We start from the raw sequence: 14,791 nt of genomic DNA, 5'->3' as shown, positions 1-14,791 counted from the left end.
CATGCAAAACAAATCCCCTTCACAGGTCGTGTAGGGGATTTGTTTTTGCGTTAAGCGTTTGGGTAATCGCAAAGCTCAGTGATGACCCCATGTGAATGCCTCGGATTCATGTAAATCAAACGACGGCCAAAAGGCGTTGACCGGTACGTATCTTCGAGGAACGTAAGTCCCTGTTCTTTTGCATCGAGAATCGCTTGATCTAAATCGTCAACGCGGTAAGCGATGTGATGTACCCCTTTACCACGTTGTTTTAAGAAACGAGCGATTGGGCTGTCAGCGCTTGTTGGTGTCAGTAGTTCAATGTGTGCATCTTCAAATTCAATGACAGCGATATTCGATGCCACGCCTGGAGCGGGGTTTGAATATTCACGGACTAATTTCCCTCCTAAAATTGTTGTATAAAAAGTAATGGCTTCTTGCATATCACGGACGGCAATTCCAGTATGATCAAGTTTCACTATAATTCCTCCCTTACACCACTAGTGTGCCAAAACTTCCCTCAAGGTGCAACGCGCAGGTATTTTCAATAAAGGAGCTTCATCGTATTACATAATTAACCAATAAACTTATACAAAATGAAATCTCACTGAAATATAATAGAGGCAAAATGAATGCTATAATCAAAAACGTTCTTATAAAATTTAAACATTAAAATGAAATTTAAATAAAGCATACTTTTGACTACAATAAAATTATAGAGAAAAAGAGGGAATACTACATGAAAAAAACGTTTACGTCGCTCATCGTTTCCGCACTTGTCCTTTCATCAACTCCTTATTTTGCATCAGCAGATGATTTAAGTGAACAAAAAGCTAAAAACGAACAAAAGCAACAAGAAAACCAAAATACACAAAAAAATCTTGAGTCTTCTGTGAATCACGAAGGTGAGAAAATTTCGAAGACACAACAAGAAGTGAATCGTTTAGACGAAGCATTGAATGAAAAGATGTTTGCCGTCGAAGCAAAAGATCGTCAAATCAAGGCGACAGAAGCTGAAATCGTCGAACTTGGTAAGCAAATCGAAAAATATAAAGCCAAGCTGAAACGTCAAGAAGAATTGCTCGGCGATCGTTTACGTGTCATGCAAGAAAATGATGGTAATTCGATTAAATGGGAAGAAGTCATCTTTGGTTCGAAAGATGTCGGAGATCTCGTCAGCCGTGTGCTAGCGGGGAAATCCATCTCACAACAAGATGATAAGATGATTACGGATTACCAGAACACGCAAAAGAAATTAGCGAATGCCCAAGCAGAACTTAAAGATAAAAAAGCAAAGCTTGTGACAGAGAAAAAAGAATTAAAGCGTCAACAGGCAGAGCTCGAACAACAAATCAGTGAACGAAACAAACGCATTAAAGAACTTAAGAAGCAAAAAAAGAAATTTGAGACACAGTTGATGGACGCGAAAGAAGTTCAACAAATCTTGATTGCGCAAGAAAAAGCAATCGCGGCAGAAAAAGCGGCACGTGAACGTGAAGCACGGATTGAAAAAGAGCGCAAAGCACAAGAAGCACGAGAAGCAAAAGCCCGTGCTGAAGCTCAAGCAGCACAAGCAGCAGCCGATCAGGCAGCGGCAGAAAAGGCAGCAGTTGAGCAAGCTGCAGCAGAAAAAGCGGCAGCCGAGCAAGCTGCAAAACAAGCAGCGCGTCAAAAAGCAACAACGAATTCAACAAAACAATCAACGCCGACACCAGCGCCTGTAACACCAAAACCAGCACCAGTAGCACCGAATCCAGCTCCGGCTCCAGCTGCATCTTCAGCATTGTTCATTCATCCGACAAGTGGTGCGACTACACAAGGATACGGCTCAGCAAGTGGTGAAAATGGGTATGGATTCCATAATGGAATCGACTTTGGTGCACCGGTTGGAACACCAATTGTCGCAGCAGCAACAGGAACTGTCATTACGGCTTCTAGTAGTGGTCCTTACGGAAATCACATCATGATTGCTCACCAATTGAACGGAAAAACGTATACGACGGTTTACGCGCACATGAGTTCATTGAATGCGCGTGCAGGACAACGTGTCAGCCAGGGACAACAAATCGGTGCACTTGGTAGCACGGGTAACTCGACTGGACCACACCTACACTTCGAAATTCATGTCGGTGGGTATATCTACAGCGGAACAGGCCCTGCAAATAGTGTTAATCCTATGTCAATGTTATAAAATCGTAAAAGAACCTCTACATTGTAGAGGTTCTTTTTTATACAGTTTGAATAATTAGTTGTTATATTACAAAATAACGTTTTCATTTGAAATGTAAATGAAATTTTTCTGAAACTATTACGGTGCTATAATCAATTTCAGATAGTTTCACTACGGAACAGGACTTCAAAAATCGAATTCATACATAAGCGAGGAACTCACATATGCTAAAAAAGTTATTTTCTACCGTACTATTAGGGACGTTATTATTGACGAACACCCCAATCACTCAAGCGGCTACAATCAAAGAAAAGAAAGCAGATAATGCAGCTGAACAACGTAAACTAGAAAAATCAATCAAAAAACAAGAATCTAAAATTTCAAAAGAGCAACGTCAAATCAATGCGATTGATGCAGCAATCAATGAAAATATTTTTCGTGTCTCAGAAAAAAATAAACAGATTCGTCAGTTGAATGAACGAATTGAAGAGCTTGAGGCAGACATTATCCATTATGAAGAAATGTTAAAACGCCAGGAAGAGCTGTTAGGAGACCGCCTTCGTGTGCTTCAAGAAAATGATGGGAATTCGATTAAATGGGAAGAAGTCATTTTTGGTTCGAAAGATCTTGGCGATCTCTTTAGTCGTGTGATGGCAGGGAAAAAAATTGCTGAACAAGATGACAAGATGATTTCTGCTTACCTTGAAACGCAAAAAAAATTAGCTGATGCTAAAGCGACGCTTGTGGATAAAAAGGAAGAGCGAGTGAAAGAAAAAGAAGCCCTTTTGGTTCAAAAAAAGGAACTCAAACAGCAAATGAAAGCACGTAGTGCAACCTTAAAAAAATTACGTCAAGGTAAAACAAAATTTACGACAAAACTTCTGAATGCGAAAGAACTTCAAGCGACATTAGAAGCGCAAGAACGTGCGATTGCGGCAGCAAAGGCAGCAGCTAAAGCAGCAGCTGAAAAAGCGGCAGCGGAAAAGGCGGCGGAGGCGGCGGAAAAAAACAACGCCGGGACGTCTAAGAAGGTCGTAAGTGCTACGCCAGTCGCTAGTGTTCCGAGTGGTTCGGCGCAGTTCGTTCGCCCTGCGTCAGGAAGTGTTTCACAAGGATTCGGACCAGCGAGTGGTGCGAATGGGTATACTTTCCATAATGGTGTCGACTTTAGAGGGTCAGTCGGATCATCAATCGTCGCAGCAGCTTCAGGAACGGTCATCACAGCAGGAAGCGGTGGACCGTACGGAAATCACGTGATGATTTCACATTTCTTGAATGGGAAAGTGTATACAACAGTTTACGCGCATATGAATTCATTATCAGTTCATGCTGGACAAACGGTCTCGCAAGGGCAACAAATCGGTACGCTCGGAAATACGGGAAACTCGACGGGCGCACATCTTCATTTTGAATTGCATATTGGTGGTTACCAATACAGTGCGACAGGACCAGCTAACACAGTTAATCCATTAGCATACTTATAAAAACGAGCTTCGGCTCGTTTTTTTTATGGCGCTATGCTACAGTGAAAGAGAAATTTAAATCATGAGCAACTAGGGGAGCTGGAGGAATCTGGCTGAGAGGAAAACCATTCTGTTTTCGACCCTATCACCTGATCTGGATAATACCAGCGTAGGAAAGTTGAGATTGAAGACATGAATAAGTGACCACACTCGTTGGTTTTTCATGGCGTCGTCTGCTTTTTTACAGCGGACGGCGCTTTTTTTCGTTCCGCTTTCTCCTTGTGCTCTCATAGAAAGTGAGGTCTATCGATGAAACATGTACTGACGATTGCTGGATCAGACTCTAGTGGTGGAGCTGGAATTCAAGCCGACTTAAAAACTTTTTCTGCTCTTGGGGTTTACGGTATGAGTGTAATTACTGCTATCACAGCGCAAAATACGTTAGGCGTACAAGCAGTTGAAGATGTATCACCAACGCTTGTCGAAGCCCAGTTGAACTCGATTTTTAGCGATATTCGTGTAGATGCCGTTAAAATTGGGATGGTCTCGAATGAAAAAACGATTCAAGTCATTGCCAAATGTTTGAAACATTATCAGGGACCAGTCGTCTTAGACCCCGTGATGGTCGCAAAAGGGGGGCATGCGCTGTTAAGGAAATATGCTGAACAAGCATTAATGGAGCATTTGATGCCGCTTGCAACCTTGACGACCCCGAATATTCCGGAAATGGAACGCATGTTAGGGCAAGCGATTTCGACAATTGATGAAATGAAGCTGGCGACGACGGAATTCGCACAAAAACGAGACATCGCTATCCTGTTAAAAGGCGGTCATCTTGAAAGTACGGATGCCTCGGATATTTTATACACGGAAGGGAGGCATCATCTGTTTCAGGAGGCACGATTAAAACGCCAGCATACACATGGTACTGGATGTACATTGTCTTCCGCGATTGCGGCACGTCTTGCGCTGGGAGATTCCCTGAAGGATAGCGTGATTTATGCTAAACGGTACGTAACTGAAGCAATCCGGCATGGATTTGCCTTAGGGAACGGAATCGGACCGACACATCACTTTTATGACATTTGGAGGGAAACGGATGCTTACAACCATTCATGATAAAAAACCATTAATTCATCATTTAACGAATGCGGTCACGATTAATGAGTGTGCCAATATGACCCTTGCGCTCGGGGGTTCACCTGTCATGGCGGAAGATATCCTAGAAGTCGAGGAAATGGTTGGACATGCAGATGCTGTCGTTATCAATATCGGGACATTGAACGCAGCTTCACGAGCGTCGCAATTGTTGGCAGGTCAAACGGCTAACCGATTGAAGAAACCGATTATTTTAGATCCAGTCGGAATGGGGGCGACGACACTTCGGACACAATTCACGAAAGAGTTACTCGAAGCAATTCATTTTACGGTCATTAAGGGGAACGTCTCTGAAATCAAGACGCTCATCGGTCAAGTCGGACGTTCAAAAGGAGTCGATGTCGCTTCCGGAGAGACATTAGATTTTCAAGTCGTCCATGAGTTTGCTGGACGGCTCGGGACGACTCTCGTCGTAACGGGACCGGTTGATTTCATTACAGACGGCAAGCGACAAGTAAAACTAACCGTAGGAACGCCACGACTCGGACACATTACAGGGACAGGTTGCATGACGGCATCGCTCATCGGAACCCTACTTGGAGCAGGGTATGATGCATTCGAAGCAGCGACCTATGGGACGTATTTAATGGGAAAAGCGGGTGAAGTCGCAGATGAAGCAGCGGGACTTGGTGATTTCCGGATGGGGTTGTTCAACGCAATCAGCTTGACTACAGAAGAAAGTTTGAAAGGGGTATTGACCAGTGGAGAATGATTACACGGTTTATGCGGTAACAGATCGGCGCTTTCACCCGGACGTTGCCTTGATTGATGCGGTCGAAGCAGCAATAAAAGGTGGCGCGACGATGGTCCAGCTTCGTGAAAAGCAGGCGCAAGGGAAAGAATTTCTCGAACAAGCGAGTGACTTGAAGAAAATGATGTCTCGTTACGGCGTCCCACTCATCATCAATGACCGGATTGATATCGCACAAATCGTCGGTGCAGGTCTGCATATCGGGCAAGAGGACATCCCTTTGAAGGAAGCACGTAAGCTGTTACCGGAAGCCACGATTGGGGTTTCTGTTTCCACCGTTGAACAGGCAATCGAAGCAGAGCAAGACGGGGCAACTTATCTTGGCGTAGGGTCGCTCTATCCAACGGCGACAAAAGACGATGCGAGTCAGATGACAAACGAAACACTCCGGGCGATTCGCCGGGCTGTTTCCCTTCCTCTCGTCGGGATTGGTGGAATCACACATCATGTGGTGCCCGACTTATTCGAGATGCTTGAAGGATATGCCGTCGTCTCTGCCTTATTCGCAGCACCAGATATTGAACGTGCGGCACGAGAGTTCAAAGAGGCGGTTCAGACTGCGCGTCAAATAGTATCAGACCGGGTATAATCACTGAAGAGGTGATGTACGTGAAATGGCAAGTCATTCGCTTTCGGGGAGGCTGGATTCGGTATCGAATCGAACCACAAATCATTCGAATCGACAACCGTGGAAAGTATCATTTAGGTTGGAAATTGTTTCCCTATCCGAATCGTTATGCATTTGAATTGGCGGTTTTGTTAAAAAACAAACACCAACAACGATATAAACGGCCGCTGTTGATTAAAACGGCATCCATCGCTACGGAAATCTGGGGCCATACACACCTCGATTTATTTTATCGAGTGATGTTACAAGTACCGTTACCACGCTTCCTATCGAATCGATATAAGGAGCGATTGCGAAATACAAGTATCATCGATATCGGTGTACGGGCTGTCGATACTAATCGAATCGTTTGGGATATCGGGAATCGATTAGGGGGATGGGCAGTTTTTCGTACAATCCAAAAAAAACATCGGAAATGAATCTTCACCTCGCGAATCATCGTAGTCATCTTACTTGCATTTGTTGTTTTAGGATGGTGCAATAGTTTGGAGGAGAGGTGAAGACAGTGGAGGCACCACGCTGTGAGACGATTGCGATCGATAAAAAACGTGCTACTGAAATTGGTCATGCCGTTGAGAAAATCCCGACGCTTGAGATTGGGAAATTGTTTAAAGTGTTATCGGACGCAACGCGTCTACGAATCGCTTATGCATTGACGGTCGAGCGAGAACTTTGTGTTTGTGACGTATCGGCATCAGTTGATTGTTCGATTGCGACGGCTTCGCATCACTTAAGAACGTTATTGAAACAAGGTCTCGTCAAATATCGTAAAGAAGGAAAAGTTGTCTATTATTCACTTGATGACCATCATGTCTCGTCGTTAGTTCATTTGGCAATGGAGCATGTGAATGAAGGAAAGGCTTCTTCTTGAGAAAAATATAAAAAACGCACCGCAGTCCGATAAAGAACTGCGGTGCGTTTTTTAGCTTTTTCACGAAGCTAATCGTATGAAACAACAGATCACTTGATTCGATGGAAGAACGTGATGGTCACACTGATGAGTAGAAAGGCTAAAATGGATAGACTAAAGCACATCCGTTTATAGGATGCTGTCACGAGCGCCGTATTTTCGAGTTCTTGATCTAATTCGGTATACAATTGATCTTTAACTTGAGCAAGATCTTCAAGAATGGTCTGCGTGGTCTGCGTCGATTGTTTCGCTAAAGCGGTAGCTGCCTGTGAACCGTTTGTTTCATAAAGGCTGAAAACGGTTTCGATTTCTTTTTCCCATGCATTGTTACGGACCAATAAATCTTTAATCGGTACAGGTGTTTCGTTCGAAGCATTGAGCACACGGCGTAAATCATGAATTTTGGTCGTGCAGAAGTAGTATTGTTCAATGTAGCGGTCGTCTTCATAGAGCAATAGGCCGCGAACGGCATTTGCCCGATCCCGATTGTATTCGACGAGTTGGTCGACCTGTTTAATCATCGGGATGTTATGGGCGTGCATCTCTTCTGTCATTTTTGAAATGGTACGATAACCTGTCAAGGCATAGATGAGAGGAATCGAAGCGAACAAACTGACTAAAAGAATGAGAGAGATGCGGTAGCGCCAAAGTTTATTCATGCAATCATTCCTTCGTAAGCTAACTGGTAATGTCATTAGCTTAACCACTAATTCCCAAAAAGTGAAGAGTTATCTATTTTTTAGGGGAACATCTTTTGGTTACGGGGATCCAATCGTTTTATATTTTGAGATGAAACCTGAAGCGATACCAAACGTAGACGTATATGATGGGTCAGCCTTCGTTTACAAAAAACAACCCACCTCATGACAGGGGGTGTCGTTTCATCGTGTGCGGTTCATTTAAAAAGAGTAGGAATGTTCTTTGTAATTTCCGAAGACGGTATGAATCTCAGAGAAGGTGACGAAGGCATTAGGTTCGACAGAAGAAACAATTTCCTGAAGACGAACGATTTCATTATTCTGTACGACGACATAAACCATCTTCTTTGTCCGGTTGGAATAGCCACCGCGCGCATCGAGAATCGTGACACCACGACCAAGTTCTTTTGTGATGACGTCGTTGATTTCATCTGCTTTTTCACAAATGATAATACATTGTTTAGAAGCAGAGTAAAAACTATAGACCGTTTGCAACGCCTTGGCGCGAACGAAGCTCATAATTAATGCATACATAACATGTTTTAAGTCGAAGACTAGCCAAACTAAGATATAGATCACTAAATCCTGCATTAAAAAAATACGCGGGAGCGGCCAGTTATGAAAGCGGGCATAAAAGAACTTTCCGAGGATGTCGAGTCCACCTGTCGAAGCGCCGCCAAAGAAGATTAATGCCATTGCGAGTCCGGAAACTAACCCTGCAAAAATGGAGGCGACGAGAGGATCGTTTAATGACTCAGGAACCACTTGTGTTGGAATCCAATCAATTAAAAATGAAGAAATAAGGACGATAATTCCTGAAAGTAGCATGAATCGTTTTCTTAAGAAGCGAAAACCAAGTAAGAAAAGCGGGATATTCAAGACAAGTTGGGTCAGTCCGATAGGCGTATTGAACAACTCTTGGAAAATAAGTGTGATTCCCATGATGCCGCCAGATCCAATGTCATTTGGAGATAATAAAAGGCTGATATAAAGGGAGTAAAGAAGTGTACCGATTAAAAGGAAACTGATTTTTTCTGTTCGTTTTTTCTTGCTCGTTTGTTTAGTCTTCATTGTGATTGATGAGAAATCCTCATGCTCCTCCTTTGTAAAGTATCTGCCTGCAAGAGTACGCCTATATAGCATTAAATTCAACCCCTCAACTGAAAAATATCGTAAAAAAAATGTGACGCGGGTCGAAAGGAATTGAGTGAATTGAAAAAAATCCTTTTATTTTTATGCTGTGCGCTCATTGGATTAAGCGCAGGTTCCGTTTTTATGTTGCATTACTCGAGGGAATCCCCTGACAATAAGTGGCGTGATGGAGCACTGGTCACCAGATATGTCGGAACATCGGTTACAAATACAAATGCAATGACAGGATTTATTGAACGATTTCCATTTTCAGACGCACTTAAACAAGTAAAGATTGAAGGGACTACCGTCTCCTTACGTTATGAAGTGACGGGTAAATCCAGAAAAGAATGGGTCGGGACAAATCATGAATGGATTGATCCGTCTACACCCTCTTTTATCAAAAGTCGATTTTCGCAACTCGTCATGCACCATACGCTGGCTCTTTTTTTAGCGATTCCTAATGTAATGACAGTTGAAATTCAATATACGGATCCTGTATCAATCCTTCAAATTAAAATCACGCGTAATGATTTTGAAGGGTATACACCACGCGATATTGAGCGAGCTTCGACGTCCACTAACCGCTTTAATCGTGTAGTTATTGACGACTATGTATTAGTTGAATCAAGACGAAAATCCTTTCTAGAATACTTCCGTTCACAACTCAAAATATACCCGTAAAGTAGTTGTATCTAGCAAGAAAAAGCTTTTTTCACAAACTTGACACAATGGTATCGTTTACATGTCATTCTTTCGTAAAAACCTTAAATAAGGGGTAGGCAGGGGTTGAACATCTTATAAGATGGAAGTATGATAATAAGTGAACAAACATTGTGAAGTGTTGAACAAGAAGAAAGCGAGGTTTCTACAATGAATGAAGTAGAAGCATTAGAAGGGCTAAGAAATAAAGCGGTTAAATCAACTAAAATGCTACAAATGCGTCCACTCGAATATTTAGTTCGTGCCATGCTTGCTGGGGTATTCATCGGTTTTGCTATCATATTTACACTCAAAGCAATCAACGGACTTTATCTAAATGAATCGGCTGCGATGACGCTCGTCGGTGGATTAACTTTTGGTGTTGCGCTTGTCTTAATTGTCTACGGCGGTGCAGAACTGTTTACAGGAAATACGATGTATTTTACTACGGCGACGATGCGTGGATACACTACAAAAATGGATACGTTTAAAGTATGGACGATTTGTTTGATTGGTAATGGTCTCGGAGGACTTGCCTTCGCGTTACTCTTTTCGCAAACTGGAATCATTCAAGAGTTAGGCGCAAACAACTGGTTGTTCGCTGTCTCTGAATCGAAAATCCATCACTCGACATGGGAAATTTTTACGCGAGCAATCTTCTGTAACTGGATGGTTTGTTTAGCGATTTTCATTCCGAAAAACATGAAAAATGAATTGGCACAAATCATGATGATGATGGTTTTAGTTGCTGTCTTCTTCGCATCAGGTTTTGACCATGTCATTGCCAATATGGCATTGTTCTCAATCGCGCTTGTCGTACCTCACCCAGAGGCGATTTCATTTGCCGGAGCAATCCATAACTTAATTCCTGCTCTCTTCGGTAACATCATCGGTGGAGCACTCTTCATGGGAATGGTTTACACGTGGTTGAATAAAGAAAAGCTAGAAGTGGATCAATCAAAACAACAAGCTGCGACAATCAACATCGCGACGAAAAAAAAAGCATAAAGAAAAGGTAAGGTAGCGACGGGTTTTCCCGCCTCCCTTACCTTTTTCTTTATTCGAGATGTTGGAAGCGATCGACATCTGCTGTGAGTTCTTCATAGATCGATTCGACGATTTGAGCATCATCGAACAGACCGAGAACATTTTCGTCAGGTAGTGCATCGACTGGGGAAGTAAAATAGAGCACAGCCGTCAATAATAATTGTTCTTGTTCTTCCTTCATCGAAAAACGTTTTTGATAAAGGGAACGTAACATCTCAAGTAACTGTTTAAGTTGGAAATACAGCACGAGTTCTGCTTCACGTTCGATATCAGACCCTTCTTCTGAAGCGATATCTTTTGTTAAATGTGCTAAGCCAACTTCTCCTCGAATCAATAAATCTTCCTGTGCTTTGTGATCTCCGACTAACGCCAATGCCTGACGGTGGAAATATGTGTAAGCGGATTTAAAATCTCCTGGTACGAATTCCATGTTCAACACTCCTTCTCTACACCTAGTTTCACCTTATTTCTTGCAAAATTGCAACTCTTTCGTGAAAATAAGAGTAAGAGACGAAAGGGGATTACATAATGCCGACTCAAGAACAACTCAAAAAGTATGCAGCACTCGCTGTACGTACAGGAATCAATTTGCAATCCGGTCAGCAACTAGAAATTCGTGCTGGCATCGAAAATGCACCACTTGTTCGTGAAATTACACGTGTTGCTTACGAAGTAGGCGCATCGAACGTTTACGTGCAATGGTCAGATGATGAAATGACGAAAATCCGTTATTTCGATGCACCGGAAGATTCGTTTGACGCATTTCCAGAGTGGTTAAAAGCACGGTTCGATCAGTTAGCTGATGAAAAGACAGCCTTCTTATCTGTCGTCAGTGAAGATCCAGATCTTTTAAACGGAGTCGAGTCGAGTCGTATCGCGCGCGCGAATAAAGCAGCAGGAGTTGCACTAGCCAATTGGCGTAAATTCGTCATGAGCGACAATGTAAGCTGGTGTGTCGTTGCTGCACCTTCAGATGCTTGGGCGGCTAAGGTATTCCCGGACTCGGAAAACGCTGTAGAAGAGCTATGGGAAGCGATTTTAAAGGCAACTCGTGTCGATCAAGCAGATCCAGTCGCTGCATGGGAGAAACATGATCACAATCTCCGTACGAAAGCGACATTCTTGACGGAGAAAAAATATAAAACACTTCATTACTCGGCACCAGGGACGGAATTATCGATCGAGTTACCAGAGCGTCATGTATGGCTCGGTGGTGGTGGACCGAATGCGGACGGTGTTGATTTCATCGCGAACCTTCCGACGGAGGAGGTCTTTACGTTACCGAAGAAGACAGGAGTCAACGGTCATGTCTCGAGTACGAAGCCACTCAGCTACAGCGGAAACTTGATTGATGGCTTTACGCTTTGGTTTGAAGATGGGAAAATCGTCAAAGCAGAAGCGAAACAGGGTCAAGCGGCATTAGATGAGTTGATTTCGCTCGACGAAGGAGCACGTTATCTCGGAGAAGTAGCTCTCGTGCCGCACCATTCACCAATCTCTGACTCGGGCATCTTGTTCTATAATACGTTGTTCGATGAGAATGCCTCATGTCACCTCGCGATTGGTCGTGCCTACTCGACGTGCCTTGAGAATGGACCAAGTTTATCGAATGAAGAATTAGCCGAGCAAGGGGCGAATGATTCGATGACGCATGTTGATTTCATGATTGGCTCAGCAGATATGGCAATCGATGGCGAATTAGCAGACGGTACACGCGAAGCGTTAATGCGTAACGGCAACTGGTCAATTTAAGGATGAGCCGAATGGAGGCTAAAAAAGTAACAGGAACGGGTATCCGTTCCTGTTACTTTTTTGTGTTTAAGGAAAGTATTCGTATTAAAGTTCTTCACCGATGATTTTTACTTCGGTCTCGAGGAGAATCCCGAATTTATCCTGCACCGTTTCTTGAACGTGGTGAATAAGCGAAATGTAATCAGTCGCCGTTGCATTTTCGATATTGACGATGAAACCGGCATGTTTTTGTGAGACTTCCGCTCCACCAATTCGTGTCCCTTGAAGTCCGCTGTCCTGGATTAACTTTCCGGCGAAATATCCTTCAGGGCGCTTAAAGACACTGCCGCAAGAAGGGTATTCGAGGGGTTGCTTCGTTTCACGCTTATTCGTCAAATCGTCCATGACTTCCTTGATGAGAACAGGATCCCCCTCCGTCAAAGAAAAACGTCCTTCGAGAATGATATATTCTTTTTTAGCGAAACAGCTTGTCCGGTATCCAAGTTCGAGTTCGTCGCGTGTGATGTTTAACAGCTCACCTTGGCGTGTTAAAACCGTCGCGCTCTGAAGACAATCTTTGACTTCCCCTCCATACGCACCAGCATTCATGATAAGAGCACCACCGACTGTGCCGGGGATTCCACAGGCAAACTCGAGACCACTCAATGCATGATCATAAGCGACGCGTGAGGCTTGGATGATGGCCGCGCCGCTTTGTGCGACGAGCTCATGTTCTTCGACCGAAATATCCGTTAATTTTTCAAATGATAAGACGATGCCACGAATCCCGCCATCACGTACGACGAGGTTCGATCCATTACCGAGTAATGTCAATGGGAGATCGTTCTCATAAGCATAGCGAACAGCAAAAGCTGTTTCTTCGTAAGAAGAAGGAATGATGAAAAGGTCGGCAATTCCTCCCATTTTCGTATACGTATGATATTTTAACGGTTCATTCACTAATACAGAGTCTTCGTTTAATCCCTCGTAAAGCCCAGTCAACAACTGTTCAGTCATATAAGTTCTCAGTCCTTTTTTTATGAATTCCATTCAGCGAAAGTACGCTCAAAATATATTTTACACTAATTACGTAATTGATGTTTAGCACATAGTTCCCAAAATACAGAGTTGACACGAAAAATGCAAGGTTTATCCGAAAACTGTCATCGCTTAGTAATGAAAATATATATCTGGAATTCCGAATTTCGAAAGGTGAACAAGACAAAATAAGGATTTAGGGTATGAATCGGTTAGAAAAGGGGGAATTATAAATACGTATATAGAAGGATGTTCGGAAAATTAGGAGGGGAATCGATATGGAGAGCGAACGTTTGAGAATGCGACCTTTTTCTCAGGAAGATTTCGACTTTTATAAAGAACTCGTTCAAAATGAATTGGTGATGCAGTATATTAACGGTGGTGTTTCATTGGATGAGACGGAGGCCCGTTTATGGTTCGACCAACAATTCGAGCGGTATGAAGATGATCGTCAGACGGGGTTTTTGCTGATTGAAAAAAAAGAGGATGAGGAACCAATCGGTTTTGCAGGACTCATCCTACAAGAAGTCGACGGAGTAGAAGAACTTGAAGTCGGATATTGGTTAAAGCCGAAGCACTGGAAAGTCGGATACGGGCGTGAAGCAGCGAAACGTCTGATGCGTGAGGCATTTGAACGTGGAAACGATCGTCTGATTTCAATCATTCATCCAGAAAATCATTCTTCTCAAAAGGTGGCTCGCGCCAACGGATTGGGTTGGGAAAAAGAAACGGTCTTTAAAGGGATACCCGTCGTCGTCTATTCATGCAGACTAACCCGTCTATTTAGAGGCTGAACATTAAAGCAGAGGAGTGTAATTCATGTATCATACAGAATTTATTCGGTTTAATCAGCTTGGTGCCTTGACGCTTTATCAGTTATTAAAATTAAGAACTGATATTTTTGTCGTTGAGCAGGAATGTGCCTATTCAGAGCTCGATAATCGTGATCAGGAGGCGATTCATGCACTTGCCTATGCAGATCAGCAGTTAATCGGTTGCCTTCGAGTACTCCCTAAAAATCAATCAGGTGCTGTAGCGATTGGTCGTGTCGCCGTCCACGCTGATTTTCGGTCGCACGGTATTGCACGTCGCTTGATGAATGAAGCAATCGAACACATCCGGACACAAGAAGAAACAGGGATTTATTTGCAGGCCCAGGCCCATCTAAAAAAGTTTTATGCATCGTTTGGGTTTGAAGAGACATCTGATGTGTATCTGGAGGATGGAATTCCACACCTTGATATGCATTTATCGCTTAAAGAAGAGTATTGAATGTTCCTTTACCTAGCAACTAAAGTTCTCATCTAGGTTGGGAAGACGTCTCTCCCTTGTCGTCCCAATGGTTGTAGACATGAGGAAACGCTTATTTTCGAGAAATACTTCAA

17 protein-coding genes and 1 riboswitch are annotated in these 14,791 nt (G+C 43.2%); of the genes, 12 read left to right on the top strand and 5 right to left on the bottom strand.

The window, feature by feature from the left end; translation table 11 throughout:
* Positions 1 to 50 precede the first annotated feature (50 nt).
* Complete coding sequence (locus KNP96_RS08995) at positions 51 to 458, bottom strand: VOC family protein (RefSeq protein ID WP_029332666.1); 408 nt, start codon at positions 456 to 458, stop codon at positions 51 to 53.
* Between the two features lie 260 nt (positions 459 to 718).
* Here KNP96_RS08995 and KNP96_RS08990 point away from each other — a divergent pair, with 260 nt between their 5' ends.
* The 7 genes from KNP96_RS08990 to KNP96_RS08960 all read left to right on the top strand — a co-directional run bounded on the left by KNP96_RS08990 (position 719) and on the right by KNP96_RS08960 (position 7,020).
* Positions 719 to 2,170, top strand: a complete 1,452-nt coding sequence (locus tag KNP96_RS08990; RefSeq protein ID WP_088836345.1) for a murein hydrolase activator EnvC family protein — start codon at positions 719 to 721, stop codon at positions 2,168 to 2,170.
* A gap of 203 nt (positions 2,171 to 2,373) precedes the next feature.
* Positions 2,374 to 3,633 (top strand): murein hydrolase activator EnvC family protein, encoded by a 1,260-nt coding sequence (locus KNP96_RS08985; protein ID WP_214770056.1) that lies wholly within the window; start codon positions 2,374 to 2,376, stop codon positions 3,631 to 3,633.
* A 61-nt stretch (positions 3,634 to 3,694) separates the two neighbouring features.
* Positions 3,695 to 3,805: riboswitch (TPP riboswitch) on the top strand.
* A gap of 116 nt (positions 3,806 to 3,921) precedes the next feature.
* Positions 3,922 to 4,731: a bifunctional hydroxymethylpyrimidine kinase/phosphomethylpyrimidine kinase gene (gene thiD, locus KNP96_RS08980; protein WP_088836347.1), complete on the top strand. Its 810-nt coding sequence runs from the start codon at positions 3,922 to 3,924 to the stop codon at positions 4,729 to 4,731.
* Positions 4,712 to 5,482 (top strand): hydroxyethylthiazole kinase, encoded by a 771-nt coding sequence (gene thiM / locus KNP96_RS08975; RefSeq protein WP_088836348.1) that lies wholly within the window; start codon positions 4,712 to 4,714, stop codon positions 5,480 to 5,482. Before thiD ends, thiM begins: the two co-directional genes overlap by 20 nt.
* Positions 5,472 to 6,110: a thiamine phosphate synthase gene (gene thiE, locus KNP96_RS08970; RefSeq protein ID WP_088836349.1), complete on the top strand. Its 639-nt coding sequence runs from the start codon at positions 5,472 to 5,474 to the stop codon at positions 6,108 to 6,110. The genes thiM and thiE overlap by 11 nt, the downstream gene beginning before the upstream one ends.
* Positions 6,111 to 6,124: 14 nt before the next feature.
* Positions 6,125 to 6,568: a hypothetical protein gene (locus KNP96_RS08965; RefSeq protein ID WP_371816041.1), complete on the top strand. Its 444-nt coding sequence runs from the start codon at positions 6,125 to 6,127 to the stop codon at positions 6,566 to 6,568.
* A 77-nt stretch (positions 6,569 to 6,645) separates the two neighbouring features.
* On the top strand, positions 6,646 to 7,020 hold the full coding sequence (locus tag KNP96_RS08960) for an ArsR/SmtB family transcription factor (RefSeq protein WP_353048334.1): 375 nt from the start codon (positions 6,646 to 6,648) through the stop codon (positions 7,018 to 7,020).
* Positions 7,021 to 7,109: 89 nt separating this feature from the next.
* Here KNP96_RS08960 and KNP96_RS08955 read toward each other — a convergent pair whose 3' ends face one another.
* Both KNP96_RS08955 and KNP96_RS08950 read right to left on the bottom strand, forming a co-directional pair.
* On the bottom strand, positions 7,110 to 7,718 hold the full coding sequence (locus tag KNP96_RS08955) for a CHASE3 domain-containing protein (RefSeq protein ID WP_088836352.1): 609 nt from the start codon (positions 7,716 to 7,718) through the stop codon (positions 7,110 to 7,112).
* Between the two features lie 240 nt (positions 7,719 to 7,958).
* Entirely contained in the window at positions 7,959 to 8,828 is an 870-nt protein-coding gene (locus tag KNP96_RS08950; RefSeq protein WP_088836353.1) for a YitT family protein, read from the bottom strand.
* A 132-nt stretch (positions 8,829 to 8,960) separates the two neighbouring features.
* On the opposite strand from KNP96_RS08950, the gene KNP96_RS08945 reads away from it, so the two are divergent.
* Positions 8,961 to 9,572 carry a hypothetical protein gene (locus KNP96_RS08945; protein WP_157898461.1) on the top strand — a complete coding sequence of 204 codons (612 nt, stop codon included), beginning with the start codon at positions 8,961 to 8,963 and terminating at the stop codon, positions 9,570 to 9,572.
* Positions 9,573 to 9,761: 189 nt separating this feature from the next.
* A complete protein-coding gene (locus tag KNP96_RS08940) occupies positions 9,762 to 10,598 on the top strand; it encodes a formate/nitrite transporter family protein (protein ID WP_088836355.1) in 837 nt (278 codons plus the stop codon).
* Between the two features lie 49 nt (positions 10,599 to 10,647).
* On the opposite strand, the gene KNP96_RS08935 is transcribed toward KNP96_RS08940, so the two are convergent.
* A complete protein-coding gene (locus tag KNP96_RS08935) occupies positions 10,648 to 11,067 on the bottom strand; it encodes a DUF1232 domain-containing protein (protein ID WP_214770053.1) in 420 nt (139 codons plus the stop codon).
* Positions 11,068 to 11,165: 98 nt separating this feature from the next.
* Here KNP96_RS08935 and KNP96_RS08930 point away from each other — a divergent pair, with 98 nt between their 5' ends.
* Positions 11,166 to 12,389 (top strand): aminopeptidase, encoded by a 1,224-nt coding sequence (locus tag KNP96_RS08930; protein ID WP_214766694.1) that lies wholly within the window; start codon positions 11,166 to 11,168, stop codon positions 12,387 to 12,389.
* An 84-nt stretch (positions 12,390 to 12,473) separates the two neighbouring features.
* Here the strand turns inward: KNP96_RS08930 and murB are convergent, their stop codons facing one another.
* A complete protein-coding gene (murB, locus tag KNP96_RS08925; RefSeq protein ID WP_088836357.1) occupies positions 12,474 to 13,385 on the bottom strand; it encodes a UDP-N-acetylmuramate dehydrogenase in 912 nt (303 codons plus the stop codon).
* 299 nt (positions 13,386 to 13,684) lie between these two features.
* Between murB and KNP96_RS08920 the strand changes: the two genes are divergently transcribed.
* On the top strand, positions 13,685 to 14,200 hold the full coding sequence (locus KNP96_RS08920) for a GNAT family N-acetyltransferase (RefSeq protein ID WP_088836358.1): 516 nt from the start codon (positions 13,685 to 13,687) through the stop codon (positions 14,198 to 14,200).
* Positions 14,201 to 14,225: 25 nt separating this feature from the next.
* Entirely contained in the window at positions 14,226 to 14,678 is a 453-nt protein-coding gene (locus KNP96_RS08915) for a GNAT family N-acetyltransferase (protein WP_088836359.1), read from the top strand.
* The last annotated feature ends 113 nt before the right edge of the window (positions 14,679 to 14,791 follow it).

The organism is Exiguobacterium sp. s133 (assembly GCF_018618595.1).
GTDB classification, from domain to species: domain Bacteria; phylum Bacillota; class Bacilli; order Exiguobacteriales; family Exiguobacteriaceae; genus Exiguobacterium_A; species Exiguobacterium_A oxidotolerans.
Note: the sequence above shows the minus strand (reverse complement) of the source record. Positions and strands in the feature narration are given on the sequence as shown.

What these genes read in the sequence shown, in the direction of transcription:
- KNP96_RS08985 (WP_214770056.1), top strand. Translation starts at nt 2,374, where the DNA reads ATGCTAAAAAAGTTATTTTCTACCGTACTATTAGGGACGTTATTATTG.
- KNP96_RS08990 (WP_088836345.1), top strand. Translation starts at nt 719, where the DNA reads ATGAAAAAAACGTTTACGTCGCTCATCGTTTCCGCACTTGTCCTTTCA.
- KNP96_RS08950 (WP_088836353.1), bottom strand. Translation starts at nt 8,828, where the DNA reads ATGAAGACTAAACAAACGAGCAAGAAAAAACGAACAGAAAAAATCAGT.
- KNP96_RS08930 (WP_214766694.1), top strand. Translation starts at nt 11,166, where the DNA reads ATGCCGACTCAAGAACAACTCAAAAAGTATGCAGCACTCGCTGTACGT.
- KNP96_RS08965 (WP_371816041.1), top strand. Translation starts at nt 6,125, where the DNA reads ATGTACGTGAAATGGCAAGTCATTCGCTTTCGGGGAGGCTGGATTCGG.
- KNP96_RS08935 (WP_214770053.1), bottom strand. Translation starts at nt 11,067, where the DNA reads ATGGAATTCGTACCAGGAGATTTTAAATCCGCTTACACATATTTCCAC.
- KNP96_RS08920 (WP_088836358.1), top strand. Translation starts at nt 13,685, where the DNA reads ATGGAGAGCGAACGTTTGAGAATGCGACCTTTTTCTCAGGAAGATTTC.
- KNP96_RS08915 (WP_088836359.1), top strand. Translation starts at nt 14,226, where the DNA reads ATGTATCATACAGAATTTATTCGGTTTAATCAGCTTGGTGCCTTGACG.
- thiD (WP_088836347.1), top strand. Translation starts at nt 3,922, where the DNA reads ATGAAACATGTACTGACGATTGCTGGATCAGACTCTAGTGGTGGAGCT.
- thiM (WP_088836348.1), top strand. Translation starts at nt 4,712, where the DNA reads ATGCTTACAACCATTCATGATAAAAAACCATTAATTCATCATTTAACG.
- KNP96_RS08940 (WP_088836355.1), top strand. Translation starts at nt 9,762, where the DNA reads ATGAATGAAGTAGAAGCATTAGAAGGGCTAAGAAATAAAGCGGTTAAA.
- murB (WP_088836357.1), bottom strand. Translation starts at nt 13,385, where the DNA reads ATGACTGAACAGTTGTTGACTGGGCTTTACGAGGGATTAAACGAAGAC.
- KNP96_RS08955 (WP_088836352.1), bottom strand. Translation starts at nt 7,718, where the DNA reads ATGAATAAACTTTGGCGCTACCGCATCTCTCTCATTCTTTTAGTCAGT.